The organism is Kutzneria sp. NPDC051319 (genome assembly GCF_040682195.1).
In the GTDB taxonomy this organism is placed as follows: domain Bacteria; phylum Actinomycetota; class Actinomycetes; order Mycobacteriales; family Pseudonocardiaceae; genus Kutzneria.
The window spans coordinates 35,593-50,439 of record NZ_JBFBAM010000070.1; the positions used below are offsets into that span (position 1 = coordinate 35,593).

General features: G+C 71.0%; 13 protein-coding genes. 7 read left to right on the top strand and 6 right to left on the bottom strand.

All coding sequences use genetic code 11. The annotated features are described in order from the left end of the window. Position 1 precedes the first annotated feature (1 nt). Both xylB and AB0M73_RS40280 read left to right on the top strand, forming a co-directional pair. Positions 2-1,381: a xylulokinase gene (gene xylB / locus AB0M73_RS40275; RefSeq protein ID WP_363903004.1), complete on the top strand. Its 1,380-nt coding sequence runs from the start codon at positions 2-4 to the stop codon at positions 1,379-1,381. Positions 1,382-1,487: 106 nt separating this feature from the next. Beyond that, on the top strand, positions 1,488-2,720 hold the full coding sequence (locus AB0M73_RS40280; protein WP_363903007.1) for a glycoside hydrolase family 71/99-like protein: 1,233 nt from the start codon (positions 1,488-1,490) through the stop codon (positions 2,718-2,720). An 81-nt stretch (positions 2,721-2,801) separates the two neighbouring features. Here the strand turns inward: AB0M73_RS40280 and AB0M73_RS40285 are convergent, their stop codons facing one another. Next, complete coding sequence (locus AB0M73_RS40285) at positions 2,802-4,145, bottom strand: pyridoxal-dependent decarboxylase (RefSeq protein ID WP_363903010.1); 1,344 nt, start codon at positions 4,143-4,145, stop codon at positions 2,802-2,804. Between the two features lie 25 nt (positions 4,146-4,170). Between AB0M73_RS40285 and AB0M73_RS40290 the strand changes: the two genes are divergently transcribed. After that, positions 4,171-4,626, top strand: a complete 456-nt coding sequence (locus AB0M73_RS40290) for a hypothetical protein (protein WP_363903013.1) — start codon at positions 4,171-4,173, stop codon at positions 4,624-4,626. 2 nt (positions 4,627-4,628) lie between these two features. On the opposite strand, the gene AB0M73_RS40295 is transcribed toward AB0M73_RS40290, so the two are convergent. Both AB0M73_RS40295 and AB0M73_RS40300 read right to left on the bottom strand, forming a co-directional pair. Then, positions 4,629-5,000, bottom strand: a complete 372-nt coding sequence (locus tag AB0M73_RS40295) for a hypothetical protein (protein ID WP_363903016.1) — start codon at positions 4,998-5,000, stop codon at positions 4,629-4,631. A 3-nt stretch (positions 5,001-5,003) separates the two neighbouring features. After that, positions 5,004-5,528 carry a SigE family RNA polymerase sigma factor gene (locus AB0M73_RS40300; protein ID WP_363903019.1) on the bottom strand — a complete coding sequence of 175 codons (525 nt, stop codon included), beginning with the start codon at positions 5,526-5,528 and terminating at the stop codon, positions 5,004-5,006. A 94-nt stretch (positions 5,529-5,622) separates the two neighbouring features. Here AB0M73_RS40300 and AB0M73_RS40305 point away from each other — a divergent pair, with 94 nt between their 5' ends. The 4 genes from AB0M73_RS40305 to AB0M73_RS40320 all read left to right on the top strand — a co-directional run bounded on the left by AB0M73_RS40305 (position 5,623) and on the right by AB0M73_RS40320 (position 10,297). Next, on the top strand, positions 5,623-6,795 hold the full coding sequence (locus tag AB0M73_RS40305) for a hypothetical protein (protein ID WP_363903022.1): 1,173 nt from the start codon (positions 5,623-5,625) through the stop codon (positions 6,793-6,795). Between the two features lie 222 nt (positions 6,796-7,017). Continuing rightward, a complete protein-coding gene (locus AB0M73_RS40310) occupies positions 7,018-8,445 on the top strand; it encodes a neutral zinc metallopeptidase (RefSeq protein ID WP_363903025.1) in 1,428 nt (475 codons plus the stop codon). 93 nt (positions 8,446-8,538) lie between these two features. Continuing rightward, positions 8,539-9,387 (top strand): NAD-dependent epimerase/dehydratase family protein, encoded by an 849-nt coding sequence (locus AB0M73_RS40315; protein ID WP_363903028.1) that lies wholly within the window; start codon positions 8,539-8,541, stop codon positions 9,385-9,387. Positions 9,388-9,442: 55 nt separating this feature from the next. Then, positions 9,443-10,297 carry a LysR substrate-binding domain-containing protein gene (locus AB0M73_RS40320; protein ID WP_363903031.1) on the top strand — a complete coding sequence of 285 codons (855 nt, stop codon included), beginning with the start codon at positions 9,443-9,445 and terminating at the stop codon, positions 10,295-10,297. Here AB0M73_RS40320 and AB0M73_RS40325 read toward each other — a convergent pair. The 3 genes from AB0M73_RS40325 to AB0M73_RS40335 all read right to left on the bottom strand — a co-directional run bounded on the left by AB0M73_RS40325 (position 10,294) and on the right by AB0M73_RS40335 (position 14,671). Continuing rightward, positions 10,294-11,220, bottom strand: a complete 927-nt coding sequence (locus AB0M73_RS40325; protein ID WP_363903034.1) for a SagB/ThcOx family dehydrogenase — start codon at positions 11,218-11,220, stop codon at positions 10,294-10,296. The genes AB0M73_RS40320 and AB0M73_RS40325 overlap by 4 nt on opposite strands. 108 nt (positions 11,221-11,328) lie before the next feature. Further along, positions 11,329-13,059, bottom strand: a complete 1,731-nt coding sequence (locus AB0M73_RS40330; RefSeq protein WP_363903037.1) for an ABC transporter ATP-binding protein — start codon at positions 13,057-13,059, stop codon at positions 11,329-11,331. Beyond that, positions 13,052-14,671 carry an ABC transporter ATP-binding protein gene (locus AB0M73_RS40335; RefSeq protein WP_363903040.1) on the bottom strand — a complete coding sequence of 540 codons (1,620 nt, stop codon included), beginning with the start codon at positions 14,669-14,671 and terminating at the stop codon, positions 13,052-13,054. The genes AB0M73_RS40330 and AB0M73_RS40335 overlap by 8 nt, the downstream gene beginning before the upstream one ends. Positions 14,672-14,847: the final 176 nt, after the last annotated feature.

The following is a 14,847-nucleotide window of genomic DNA, read 5'->3' on the forward strand; positions in this document are numbered from 1 at the left end:
CATGACGCTCGTCGCCGGCATCGACTCGTCCACCCAGTCCTGCAAGGTAGTTGTGCGGGACGCCGACACCGGGGCGCTGGTCCGCGAGGGCCGCGCCGTGCATCCGGTCGGCACGGAGGTCGATCCGGCGGCGTGGCAGCGGGCGCTGGACGAGGCGACCGCCGACGCCGGCGGTCTCGCCGACGTCGCGGCCCTGTCCGTCGGCGCCCAACAGCACGGCATGGTGTGCCTGGACGAGTCCGGTGACGTCGTCCGGCCGGCATTGCTGTGGAACGACACCAGGTCGGCAGCCGCCGCGGCCGACCTGGTGTCGGAACTCGGCGGCCCCGAGCCGTGGGTGGACGCGGTCGGCAGCGTGCCGGTCGCCTCGTTCACGATCACCAAGCTGCGCTGGCTGGCCGAGCACGAGCCGGCCAACGCCGCCCGCACGGCCGCGGTCTGCCTGCCGCACGACTGGTTGACGCAGCGGCTGGCCGGCGGCGATCTCCACACGGATCGCAGCGATGCCAGCGGAACCGGCTACTGGTCGCCGGCTTCCGGTTCGTACCGCGAGGATCTGCTGACTCGCGCCTTCGGCCGCACGCTCACGCTGCCGCGCGTGCTTGAGCCTGCGGGGGCCGCCGGTCACACGCCCTCCGGCGCGCTGGTCGCCGCCGGTGCCGGCGACAACGCGGCGGCAGCCCTTGGCGTGCAGGCGGAACCGGGCGATGTCGTGGTGTCGATCGGCACCTCCGGCACCGCCTTCGCGTCCAGCGTGAAGCCGGCCGGCAGCCTGGTCGTGAACGGATTCGCCGACGCACAAGGCCGATTCCTGCCGCTGGTGTGCACCTTGAACGCCGCCCGCGTGCTCGACGCTACGGCCCGGATGCTGCGGGTCGGCGTCGACGAGCTGTCCGAGCTGGCCCTGTCCGCGCCCGCCGGCGCCGACGGACTCGTGCTGGTGCCGTACTTCGAGGGCGAGCGCACTCCCAACCGGCCCGACGCCTCCGGCACGCTGCACGGCCTCCGGCTGGACACCGCCACCGCGGCGCACCTGGCCCGCGCGGCCGTCGAGGGCCTGCTGTGCAGCCTCGCCGACGCCGTGGACGCCTTGGTGGAGCTGGGAATTCCGGCGACACGGGTGGTGATTGTCGGCGGCGGGGCCAGATCCGAGGCGGTCCGTCGGATCGCGCCCACGGTTTTCGGTTGCCCCGTCGTGGTTCCCGAACCGAGCGAATTCGTCGCCGACGGAGCCGCCAGGCAGGCAGCATGGGCGTTGAGCGGTGAGATCGACCCTCCACAGTGGAGCGCGCTCACTTCTCGCTGCTACGAGGCCAATCCGGTGCCCTCGGTGCGTGAGCGGTACGCGCACGCCCGGGACCTCGTGCTCAACCGTCCATAATGCCAACCGTTGCGCCGCAGTCGAATCAGGCCTAGTCTTCGCCGCACTGGCGAGGTCCTTGCCGCCACAAGGGTCTTCTTGTCGACGATGACAAGGAGTATTCGACATGGGACTGTCTCGACGTGCGTTTCTCGCCTCGGCGGTCGCCGCCGCGGCGAGCACGGGATACTTACCCACCGCGTCCGCGAGTCCGCTGGCCAGCCCGGTCGGCGACGTCGTGGGCAAGATGACGGTCGGCTACCAGGGCTGGTTCGCCTGCGTCGGCGACGGCGCCCCGATCAACACCTGGTGGCACTGGAGCCAGAACGCCGGCCAGGCGCCGTCGCCGTCCAACAACAACATCAAGGCCTGGCCGGACATGCGCGAGTTCAGCCGCGGCTACCAGACCTCCTACAGCAACCTGAACAACGGCAACGCCGCCACGTTGTTCTCTTCCTACGACCAGCAGACCGTCGACACCCACTTCGCGTGGATGCACCAGTACGGCTGTGACACCGCGGCCCTGCAGCGATTCAACCCCAACAGTCCCGAGGGGCCGACCCGTGACGCCATGGCCGGCAAGGTTCGGTCGGCCGCCGAGAGCCACGGCGTGAAGTTCTACATCATGTACGACGTCACCGGCTGGTCGGCCATGCAGTCGGAGATCAAGGCCGACTGGACCAACAAGATGCGTGCCCACACGGCGTCGTCGGCCTATGCCCGCCAGAACGGCAAACCGGTCGTCTGCATCTGGGGTTTCGGCTTCACCGACGGCAATCACCCGTGGGACGCCGGCACCTGCCTGGACGTGATCAACTGGTTCAAGGGCGAGGGCTGCTACGTGATCGGCGGCGTGCCAAGGGAATGGCGGGTCGGCGGCGCCGGCAGCCGGCCCGGCTTCCTCGACACCTACCACGCCTTCAACATGCTCTCCCCGTGGATGGTAGGCGCCATCAAGAACGCCGGCGAGTCCGACAACATCTACAACACCGTCAACGTCGGTGACCAGGCCGACTGCAACAGCCACGGCATCGACTACCAGCCCTGTGTCCTGCCCGGCGACGTCTCCGAGCGCCAGCGCGCCCACGGCGACTTCATGTGGCGGCAGTTCTACAACATGGTTCGTGTTGGGGCACAAGGCATCTACATCTCCATGTTCGACGAGTTCGGCGAGGGCAACCAGATCGCCAAGACCGCCCCCGACGCCTCATGGGTGCCTGCCGGCTCCGGTCTGTGGGCCCTCGACGAGGACGGCACCTGGTGCTCCTCGGACTACTACCTGCGGCTCACCGCCGACGGCGGGCGCATGCTGAAGAAGCAGATCGGGTTGACCGCCACCCGGCCGACCAGCCCGGGATAACCTCCGCTGCCGAGCCCCCCTGATGCAGGGAAGGACGCCTTACCCTCGTTGAACGAGGGTAAGGCGTCCTTCCCTGCATCATCAGACGCCGAGGGCCCGGCACACCCGATCCACGTCCGCCAGGGTGGTGCGCCAGTTGCTGAAGGCGGCGCGGATGGCCGGGTCTCCCTTGTAGACGGTTGGCGTGAGGAAGGCCTCGCCGCTGCGGGACAACGCCTCTAACACCTCGGGGACCTGACGGTCGACCGGCGTGAAGCAGACGACGTTCAAGCGCACGGGGGCCAGCAGCCGCCACGAAGGGCTGGCGGCGAGGCGGGAGCCCAGAGCCTGGGCGCACGCGATGTTGCGTTCGACGATCTCGCGGTAGCCCTCGCGGCCGTAGGCGGAGAGGGCGAACCAGGCGGGCAGGGCGCGGAGCCGGCGGGAGGTCTCCGGGGTGAGGTGCATCGGGTCGGGGACCGCGCCGGGAGCGCCGAGGTAGGGGGACTGGTTCTCGAACACGCGGACCTGGAGGTCCTGGCGGCGGGTGAACTGCACGGCGGAGTCGTAGGGCACGTTGAGCCACTTGTGCAGGTCGATGCACACGGAATCGGCCTCCGACCAGCCGTCCACCAGCTCCGCGTACGCGGGCGACACGGCGGCGAAGCCCCCAAAGGCGGCGTCGACGTGCAACCAGAACGGGTACCGGGCCTTCAGGTCGACGATGGCCCGGATGTCGTCGAAGTCGACCGTGTTCACGGTGCCGGCGTTGGCCACCACGATGGCCGGTCCGGCGGCCAGTTCGCGTTCCAGCGCGGCCACGTCGACGGCCTCGCGGTCGGGCAGCGTCGGCACGGAGATCAGGCGTTTGCGGCCGATTCCCAACACCGACAACGACTTGCCGATGCTGGAGTGCGGCGTGCCCGACAGCACCCGGACCGGCTCGGTCAGCCCCTCGTCGGTCACGGAGACGCCCAGCCGCGTGCCCAGCCATTCGCGGCCGATGGCCAGCCCCACCAGGTTGGACATGGTGGCGCCGGTGACGAAGGCCCCGGGCATGTCCAGCCCGAACAGCGACCCGAGCCACGCCACCGCCTCGCGTTCCAGGGCGACGGCCGAGGAGCCGACGGAGCCGTGCGCGTTCTGGTCGAGGGTCGAGGTCAGCCAGTCGCCGGCCAGCGCCGCCGGGGTCGAGCCGCCGGTGACGAAGCCCAGGTAGCGGGGTCCCGCGCTGGCCGCGAACCCCGGCTCCCAGCGCTCCGCGAAGGCCGCCATCGCCGCCCGCAGGCCCTCCCCGGACTCGGGCAGCGGGGCCGAGCCGGCATCGGACGCCATGGCCGCGACCGGCCGGGAGTCCAGGCCGTCGAGGATGCGCCCGGCGTACGTTCGGGTCGCTTCCAGCAGGTCGGGCAGCTCGGCGAGGTCCTCGGCCAGTTTCGCGAACATGGGGCCAAGACTAGGGTGGCCGCTCATGTGGGTGCGGACCGCTGCCGTGGCGACGGTGATCGCTGCCCTGGTGGCCGCGGGCGTGGTGATCGGCCGAGCCACGAGCGCGGAGCCACCCGTGGCGGCCCCGTTGACGCTGCTCCACGCCGACAACGACACCGACGACGGGCCGCCGGCGCCTGGCACCCGGGAGGCGACGGGGACCAACGGCGACGCGACCCTGCACGTCGCGGTGTCGCCGGCCAACGGCTGGCTGGGCATCGAGGTGGAGGCCGCGACGGTGCCGGTCGGCACGCGCTGCCGGCTGTTCGCCTACGACCACGCCGGCAAGGGGTACGAGGCCGGCGGCTGGGTGCAGAGCGAGCACCCGGACTTCCCGATCTACGGCGCGGTGATCCTGGACCCGGCCGACCTGGCCTCGGTCTCGCTGGTGGACGACAGCGGCGCGAAGGTGGTCAGCGCCCGGATCCCGCCGCCCTGAGCTCAGTGCTGGGTGGGCACGCCGTGGCTCGTGATCGTCGTGCCGGTGGTCGTGCCGGATTCGGTGGTCGTGGGGCCGTGGTCCGTGGTCGTGACGGTCGGCGTGGTGTCGTCGACGGTGGTGGTCGCGATGGTCGTGGCCGGAGGCGGCGGCGAGGCGGGCTCGACGGGGCGGCCCCCCGACACCAGCAGCAGCGAGACCGTCACGCCGGCGAACACCACCACGACCCCGGCGACGCCGCTGCCCCAGCGCAGCATCCGGATGCGGCGGCCGCGGCGGGCGATGGTCGTCGGGGTGAAGCCCAGCGGCGGCCCGGCCTGGTCACCGGCTCGGGCCAGCAGGGCGCGCACCTTCTCGTCGTCCGAGGAACTCACGGCTCACCTCCCGTCCGGTGACAGCACGTCGAAGTGGGGGCCCAGCCGCCGCCGCAGGGCGGCCACGCCGCGGGCGGCCTGGCTCTTGACGGTGCCAGTGGAGCAGCCCAGCGCCTCGGCGGTCTCCTCGACCGACAGATCGTTCCAGTAGCGCAACACGAGCACCGCGCGCTGCCGTGGCGGCACGGAGGCCAGCGCGGCCTGCACGAGCAGGCGTTCCTCGGCGTCGCCGCCGAACGACGCGGGCAGCTCGGGCGGCTCGTGGGTGAGGTGCTCGCGCTTGCGCCACAGCCGCCGGTTCTCGGCGAGGAACGTCCGCACCACCACCTTGCGCGCGTAGGCGTCCAGCCCGACCTGCCGCAGCCGGGGCCAGGCCAGGTACAGCTTGGTCATCGCCACCTGGGTGATGTCCTCGGCCCGGTGCCAGTCGCCGCACAGCAGGTACGCGGTCGCCCGCAGGGCATGCGCCCGTGCCGCGAAGTACTCGCTGAAGTCGTCGTCCCTGGCCACCGCCGCCGAGTATGCCATCGAAAACCGCGTGCAACCCGCCGGAGCCGTCGAGGCATACCTACCCCTGAACGGGCCGCCGACCGGCGGCGCCCGCCTGCCCACCGGACGACAATTGCGCACAGAACTCATCACGGCCGCCGATGTGACGGTGGCGGCCGAGCCCGCGGCGAAGGCCGACAAGCTGGTCGACCGCCTGACCCGGCACGTCCTGGCCCCCGCCGGCGTCTACCTGGCGGTTCGCCTGGTCGGCGTGGCGATCCTGGGTGTGCTGGCCGCCGTGCATGACCGGAACCTGCTGGACGTGCTGAAGGCCTGGGACGGCGACTGGTACCTGACGATCGCCCGTGACGGCTACGCCACCACCAACTTCGGCATGGTGGACGCGGCCGGCCACTTCACGCCGAACACGACGCTGGCCTTCTTCCCCGGATATCCGCTGGTGGTCGGCATGCTCGGCCGCCTGACGACTACGGCGTTACCGCTGGTCGGAGTCGCCGCGAGCCTCATCGCCGGCCTGGCTGCCTCGTACGGGGTCGTACGACTGCCGCAGGATCGGAAAGCGGGCCTGATCACGGTCGCGCTGTTCGCCGCGACGCCGATGGCCGTCACGTTGTCCATGGTGTACTCGGAGGCGCTGTTCAGCGCGCTGGCCGCGTGGACGCTGGTCGGGGTCATGGAACGCCGCTGGTGGTTGGCCGCTTCCTGTTGCGCGGCAGCGGGTCTGGTCCGGCCCAGCTCGGGCGTGCTGATCCTCATCGTGATCGTGGCCGTGGTCATCTACGGCCGTTCGGCCAAGGCGTGGATCGCGGCGATCGTCTGTCCACTCGGGCTGGTCGCCTTCCTGGGCTGGGTTGCCGACCGCACCGGCAGCGTGACCGGCTGGTTCACCGTGCAGAAGGCCGGCTGGGGCACGGCCTTCGACTTCGGGGCCAACACGGGGGAGTTCATCCGCTACGTGCTGACCGGCGACACCTCGGTCATGGAGACGGCCAACATGGTGACGGTGCTGGGCGCCGTCGTCCTGTGTGTGATCGCCGTCCTGCGCAAACTGCCGTGGCCGCTCGTCGCGTACGGCCTCGGGCTGGTGGTGATGACCGCCGGATCGAGCGGCGTCACCTACTCCAAGATGCGGCTGCTGGTGCCGGCGTTCACGCTGCTGATCCCCGTGGCGATCGGACTGAGCCGCCGCCGTAACGGCACCGTGCTGGCCGTTCTCGTCGCGTCCGCGCTGGTCAGCGGCTGGATCGGGGCGTACGCGCTGACCGGCTGGAAGTACGCCATCTGATCAAAAGGGCACCATCTGGCGTCCGGCCTGAACCGGTGCCGGGGTCCGTCCGTGTATGTCGCGAACGGGTTCCGGAACGGCCGGAACCGCTTGCCCCGCCTGGAGAATCCCGATGATCCGCACTGCTGTCGCGCCCGCTGCCGCCCTCATGGCGACCGGTGACCAGGTGACCGCCTCCGTCCTCGTCGGCTGATTTCCGATCCTCCGCAAAGGACCTCAGTGATGATCTCCAAGGTCGGTCACGCCGTTGCCGCACTGGCCGCCGTCGCGGTGCTGACCAGCGGCTGCGCCCGGGTCGTCGCGGGCACCGGGGCCGTCGAGCGCCCGGACCCCAACCAGGTCGCCGGGCTCGCCGTCACGGGCGGCGACAGCGGCCCGCGACCGGGCGTCGCCGACGCCGGCCTGCCGGTGGCCAACACCGACGGCAGCGCCGTCGACCGGCTGGCCGAAAACGCCGTCGCCGATGTGCAGTCGTTCTGGGAGAAGGAACTTCCGGCCGACTTCGGCAAGGATTTCAAGCCGGTCAAGGGTTTGCTCTCCTACGAGTCGAACGGTCCGGCGCTCAAGGTGTGCAACTCCAGCACCGCCGGCCTGGTCAATGCCTTCTACTGCCAGAACGACGACACCGTGTCCTGGGACCGGGCGCAGCTGCTGCCGCAGCTCAACGACTCCTTCGGCCCGATGTCCGTGGTCGCCGTGCTGGCCCACGAGCTCGGCCACGCCGTGCAGTTCCGGCTGGGCAGCGTCAACCAGGCCACCCCGACGATCGTCAAGGAGCAGCAGGCCGACTGCTACGCCGGCACCTTCTTCCGTTCCGTCGCCGAAGGCCAGGCGCCGCACTTCCAGCTCTCCACCGGCCCCGGCCTGAACTCGATCATGGCCACGTTGTTCTTCATCCGCGACACCGCCGGCGCCAGCGCGCAGGCGGATGGCGCGCACGGCAACGCCTTCGACCGCGTGACCGCGTTCCAGCTCGGCTTCTCCGACGGCGCCAAGCGCTGCGCGCAGATCGACGTGCGCGAGGTGCAGGGCCGGATCACCGAGCAGCAGTTCGACCCCAACGACCAGGATCGCGGCCTGGGCAAGGGAAATCTCCGGGTCAGCGACCAGAGTGCCCTGGGGGACCTGCAAACCACGCTCCAGGCGGCCTTCCCCGGCGTCAAGCCGCAGCTGGTCGCCGGCCAACCGTCCTGTCCGGACGCCAAGCCGACCTCGCCGGCCTCGTACTGCCCGGACACCAACAAGATCTCACTCGACCTGGCCAACCTGGTCCGGATCGGCACACCGCCCCAGAAGGGGTCCAAGGGAGGTATCGGTGACTTCGCCGCATTCGCCGAAATCGCGTCGCGGTTCGCGCTCGCCGTCGAACACGCATCCGGCCACGCCGTCGACGGTCCGGCGACCGGCCAGCTCACGGCGTGCCTGACCGGCATGTGGGCCGGCACGATCACGCCGCAGCACCAGGGCGCGCTGCAACTGTCGCCCGGTGACCTGGACGAGGCGGTGGGCGAGATGCTCATGGGCGAGAGCCTGATCGCCGCCGACGTGGACGGCGCCACGGTGCCGTCGGGCTTCGCGCGGGTGCAGGCCTTCCGGGACGGGTTCACCTCGACCGGGCCGGCCATCTGCACCAGCAAGTACGGCGCCTGATACCCGCCGGGCATCACAGGCGCGGCAAAGGGTCTTGGACTTCGGGGCCTGACCGGGGCGAAGCTCTTGTCAGGCAACGAAAGGATCCCAGCCATGAAGGTCTTCGTCACCGGCGGCTCCGGTTATGTGGGCGGCCCGACGATCCGGGCGCTGGTGCGCAACGGCCACCAGGTCGCCGCACTGGCCCGCGCCGACAACTCCGTCTCCGCGGTCGAGGCGTCCGGCGCGGTCGCGGTACGCGGCGCGTTGACGGACACGGATGTGTTGCGGGAACAGGCTTCCCTCGCCGACGCCGCCATCCACCTCGGCATGGCCAACGAGCGCACCGCCGAGGTCGACCTCGCCGCCGCCCAGGCGATGCAGGACGGCCTGGCCGACCGCGGCCCCTACGTGCACACCGGCGGCACCTGGGTGTTCGGCGACACCGACGGCGTGGCCGACGAGACGCACCCGATGTCCCCGCCGGCCCTCACGTCGTGGCGGCTGGACAACGAGAAGCAGGTGCTGGCCAACGGCGGCCGGCCGGTGATCGTCATGCCGGGCCTGGTGTACGGCAACAACGGGGGCCTGATCCAGGCGTTCTACGTCGACCCGGCACGCCGGGACGGGGAGCTGCCGCAGATCGGCGACGGCAGCACCCACTGGGCGCTGGTGCACGTCGAGGACCTGGCCGACCTGTACGTGCGGGCCCTGACTGCCAAGCCCCGCAGCGTTTTCGTCGGCGTCGACGACCAGAACCCGACCATCGCCGACGTCAGCCGGGCCCTGGCCCACGCGACCGGCGTCCCGGTGCGGGCGATGGATCTGGCCGAGGCGACCCGGCGGATGGGCCCGATCGCCGAGGCGTTCGCCCTCGACCAGCAGCTGACCGGCGCGAAGGCCCGCCGGGAGCTCGGATGGCAGCCCCGGCACACCGACGCCGTGGCCGAGCTGGCGCTTTAGCAGTCGATCGGCTGTGCGGTGGCTCTGCTGGTCTTCGGAGGCGATACTCAGCGTGATGGACGTCGACCTGCGCAAGCTTCGCTACTTCGTCGCCGTCGCCGAGGAACTGCACTTCGGCCGGGCGGCGGAGCGGCTGCACATCGCCCAACCCGTGCTGTCGCGGCAGATCCGGGTGCTGGAGGACGAGCTGAAGGTGCAGCTGTTCGCCCGCGACCGGCGACGCACCGAGCTGACTGCGGCAGGGGAGCAGCTGCTGGCCGACGCCCGGCCGCTGCTGGCCAGCGCCACCGCGCTGCGCCTGCGCGTCGGGCGGGCGGCGCGTGGGGAGAACTCGTTCACGGTCGGCTTCATGCCCGGTTTGATCGTCACGGCTGCCGTGCGGGCCTTGTCCGAGCGGCATCCGTCGCTGGTCGTCAACGTCGTGCGGACCTCATGGGACGATCAGGTCGAGGTCGTGCACGACGGCCGTGTCGACGTCTCCTACATCCGGCTGCCGGTCGACCAGTCCGGGCTGACCGTGCGGCCGCTGCTGACCGAGCCCCGCGTCGCCGTGCTGCCGGCCGATCACCGGCTGGCCGGCAAGGAGACCATCGCCATCGCCGACCTCGCCGACGAGCACCTGTTGCAGGATCCCGACGCGGTGCCGGAGTGGCGCGACATCGCCACCGAGCTGCGCGACGGAACCCGGACGCCGGTCGGCCGGTTCCACGCCGTCGAGGAGAAGCTGGAGCACGTGGCCACCGGGCGGGGCATCACCGTGCTGCCGCTGTCTACGGCGTCCTTCTACACGCGGCCGGACATCGTGCACGTGACGGTCCGTGACATCGCGCCGAACCAGGTCTGCCTGGCCTGGGAGGCCGGTCGCCGCGGCGGGCTCATCCAGGAGTTCGCGGCCCTGGCCGGCGGTTAGGCGGTTCCGACGACGGCGCAGCCGATGGCGAACTCCGTGGCCGGGTCGCAGCCGATGAGCTCCTCGACCAGCTCGTCCCGAATCGCGGCGGTGAACGTGGTCCGCAGGCCCAGGGCGGTCGCGGCGAGTGACAGGGTCTGGTTCACGCGACCGGCGTCGAGCTGGAGCACGCGGTAGGCGCGAGGTGTGTCCTGGTTGCGGACGATGCTCGTGTAGAAGACGGCGAGGCCGGCGCCGGCGACCCAGTGCTGATCGCCGCAGGCCGCCACCAGATCGGCGTCGGCCACGGCATCGCCGACCAGGGCGAGCTCGTGCGTGCGGCAGTCGTAGTGGTAGACGCCGGGCTTGAGGCCCTCCACGTCCCGTACTGCCGGGTACAGTTCGGTCGAGTTCGCGGCGCTGACCTGGAGCAGCGCGCCGAGCGAGGCCAGTGGCAGCGGACCGGGGCCGAAATCCCGGTGGTCGCGGCGAAGCTGGAGCACCTCCAACAGATCCCGGTTACGCCACTGGGCGTCCTCGGCCGCCGGCAGCGGGATCCGCTCGGTGTCGGGGAAGGCGCTGACTGGATCGAGCCGGTCAGCGGGCCGATCGGTGCCGGGAAACCGGGTGCCGCGGGTGGTCCGCGTCGAGTAGTGGTACGCCCTGGCCACCGGCCCCCACTGGCCCCAGGCGTGCAGCACGGCCTGCTCCTGGGCGTCCCGCTGCGAGCCCTCGGCCACGAGCACGTCGTTGGCGAGCAGGGCGTCCCGGGCCGGTCGCAGCCGCTCCGGCACCGAGTCGCGGTCCCGCCAGCGCAGGAACCAGCGCATCACCTCGTCGGTGTCGGTGCCCAGCGCGAGCTGCCGGTGGTCCAGGTAGTCGTCCCAGATGACCTGGCCATCGATGATGAACACCCCGCCGCACGCGGAGATCCGCAGCCGCATCAGGCCACGCCGGGCGACGCGCGGTCGGTGTCCACAAACTCGTCCATGCCCGTCAGGTTATCGTCGTCTAACCGGAACGGACCACATCGTTACCGGCCGCGACCAGGATCAACTGCCCGTTCGACCGAATGCGCGGGCCTGAATCCGGTACAGCCGCGCGTATCGCCCGCCGGCGGCCATCAGCTCGGCGTGTGAGCCCCGTTCGACCAGCCGGCTGCCGTCGAGCACCAGGATCTGGTGGGCCATCCGCACGGTGGCGAACCGGTGCGAGACGAGCACCGTCACCCCGGGGCCGCCGGCGTGGGCGTAGCGGTCGAACAGGGCGTCCTCGGTGGCGGCGTCCAGGGCCGAGGTCGGCTCGTCCAGCACGAGCAGCAGGGGATCGGGGCGCATGAAGCCGCGGGCCAGCGCCACCTTCTGCCACTGGCCGTGCGACAGGTCGACGCCGTTTTCCCAGGTCACGCCCAGTTGCGCGGCCAGATCCGGCACGGCGTCGCCGGCGCCGGCCCGGGCGACGGCTTCGTGCAGCGCGACCGGGTCGTCGATGCGCCTCAGGTCTCCGACGCCGATCGATTCGCCGGCGGTGTACTCGAACGGGAAGAAGTCCTGGAACGCGCCGGAGATCCGTTCCCGCCATCGCTGTGCGTCGATCGTCGCGAGATCGACGCCGTCGACGAGGATGCGGCCGCCGGTGGGTTGGTAGAGCCGGCACAGCAGCTTGACCAGCGTGGACTTGCCGGCGCCGTTCTCGCCGACGACGGCGACGGTCGCGCCGGCATCGAGGGTGACGGTGACGTCGTCGAGCACGTTCCGGTCGGTGCCGGGGTAGCGGAAGCTGACGTTCTCCAGGTGGATGCCGGTTTTCAGGCGAGCCGGCGGATGGCGGTCGGCGTGCTGGGCCTGGGCCGTCGCGTAGTCCTCCAGCCAGGCCAGGCGGCGGGCGACGTCGAGCCAGATCGTGCGGAAGAAGTGTGTCTGCTGGACGGTGTTGGCGACGTACCGGGCGAGCCGGCCGCCGGCGGCCAGGACGAGCAGCAGCGTCGCCGGTTGGTGCATGGCCGAGGCGATCGCCGCGAGGAAGGCCAGCCCGAACAGGGCATGCGCGCCGGCCTGCCACCAGGCCGTGCGCCAGCGGGCGCCGGCTATCGGCCGGTGCCGTTTCCACCACGCCTCGCGGCGTAGGTCCGCGATCTTGTCCTGGACGCCGAAGACGCGGATCTCCTTGGCCGGCCCGGGCGTCGTGCCGAGCTCGAACAGGTGCTTGGCCAGCCGGTCGTGCTGCGCGCCGGCCTCTTCGGCCCTCCGCTCGGCACCGGCCCGCCACGTCGACACCAACACGGCCGGGATCGCGACGACGCCGAGCAGCCCGAACCAGGGGTTGGCGGACATCAGCAGGGCCACCGTGATCACGAGTCGGACGAGGGCGCCCAAGGTCGAGAACAGCTGCTGGTAGATCTCGCTCAGGGCGGCGGCGTGATCGCGCAGCACCCAGATGCGGTCCATGACCTCGGGGCGCTCGTGGTGCTCCATGGTCGTGATCGAGGACTGAAGCCTGGCCACGTGTTCCTCGACGACGATCGCCGCGCGGTCGGCGAACCGCCGGTTGGCACGGTCGCTGACCGTGGTCAGCAGCCAGCCGCCGATGGCCAGCACGGCGAGTGCCCCCGCGGCCAGTGCGGTGTGCGTGGCCAGTTGTGAGAAAGCCAGTGCCAGCAAGGCATCGGGGATCGCCGCGCCGACCGTCGTGACGAAGGCGACCGCGATCAGCGCGGGGCTGGCGCGGTAGCCCAGTTCGAGGGAGCGGGCCAGCGAGGGCAGCCAGCCGGGGAGCTCAGTCATCGAGGAACCTCGCCGCCTGGAGGTCGAACATCGTGCGGTACTGGCCGTTCGCGGCCATCAGCTCGTCGTGGCTGCCCAGCTCCGCCACCTTTCCGTTGTCCAGCACGCAGATCCGGTCGGCCTGTCGGACCGTGCCGAAGCGGTGCGAGACCAGGATCGTGGTGCAGCCCCTGGTTTGCTCAAGGAAGTTCGTGAAGGCCTCGGCCTCGCCCCTGACGTCCAGCTGGGCCGTCGGCTCGTCCAGCACGACGATGCCGGCGCCCTGCTTCACCGCCGTCAGCGCCCGGGCCAGGGCGATCCGCTGCCACTGGCCGCCGGAGAGGTCCGTGCCGCCGTCGTATCCCTTGGACAGCACCGTGTCCAGGTCGGTGAAGTCCGCGCCGGTGGCCCTCAGCGCGGCCCGTACGTCCTCTTCGGACGCTCCGGTGGGGGCGACGTTGTCTTTCAAGGGAAGTTGGTAGCGGATGAAGTCCTGGAACACGGCCGTGACGTTCTCCCGCCAGTTGCTCAGGGTCTTCAGGTCCTCGCCGTCGGCCTCGACGGCGCCGCCGGTCGGGTCGTGGAGGCGGCAGATCAGCTTGACCAGGGTCGTCTTGCCCGCGCCGTTCAGGCCGACCACGGCCATCGAGGTGCCGGCCGGGATGGTCAGATCCAGGCCGTCCAGCACGGGTTCGTCGCTGTTGGGGTAGCTGAATCGGACATTCCTGAACCGAATGGTCGTGCCCTTGGCCATGCGTGAACCGGTTGGCAGGGTGCCGACCTCGGACATCCTGCTCTCCAGCCGGGCCGCCGCCCGGACCGCCTCGATCGCCGGCGGCAGCGCCCAGTTCAGGCCGCCGAAGGCCAGCGCCGCCGTGCCGATCGCCGCTTGGGCGTAGGTGGCCCTCTCGCTGAGCGTGCTCCCGTCTGTCGCCAGCATCCAGAACACCAGACCGTTCGCCGCCGCCAGCAGGGCCAGCGTCCAGCCCACGCCGCGCTGGCGCAGCTTCGTGGCCTGCCAGCGAAGGTCGACCAGTCTCCGTCTGTTGTGGACGAACTGGCGGACCGTCCAGTCGCTGAGGCCGAAAAGCCGGATCTCCTTGCCGGCCGGGGGATCCACCGCCAGCCGGTACGTGTACTCCGCCCGCCGCTGCGCATACTGCACCTCCGGCGTGTCCCGGTGCCACACGCTGGCGTCCTTCAGCAGCCAGTGCGTGGCCAGCCAGGCCGCCGCCAGCGCCGCCCCGGCCCACCAGTGGTACGTCGCCAGCAGGATCGCCTGGCCCGCACCCGCCAGCGCCTCCACCAGGCTGCCCGCGATCATGCCCATCGACAGCGCCAGCGGCGGGCCCGACACGCCCTGGTCGAAGTCTCTCGCCACCGCCAGCTCGCCGGCCAGGGCCGTCGACTCCAGGTGGGCGATGCCCGGCGGCCCCGTCGCCGCCGTGATCAGCCGGTCCTGCAGCCGTGACGACAGCCGGTCGCCCAGGTTCGTGCTCACCTGGCCGTGCACCGGGGCCAGCACCTGCATCAGCAGGAACACCACGCCCAGGCCGATCAGCGCCGCCGGCTCTTGCGTCCCGATCAGCCGCCCCGTCTCATAGGCAAAGCCCGCCGGCAGAACCGCTTGCATGACAAGGAGAATCCACCACGCCACGGTCAGGCCGGCATGCGTGCGCCAGAGCGCTTTGACGAAATCCCCCACGAGGCCAGGCATTGAACCGGGTAGGGCAGCAGCCCGCAACGGATTAACCCCGCGAGTCCCGCTCTCGGGCAAGCATGTGTTGAGTTCATGCCTGCCCGAGAGCG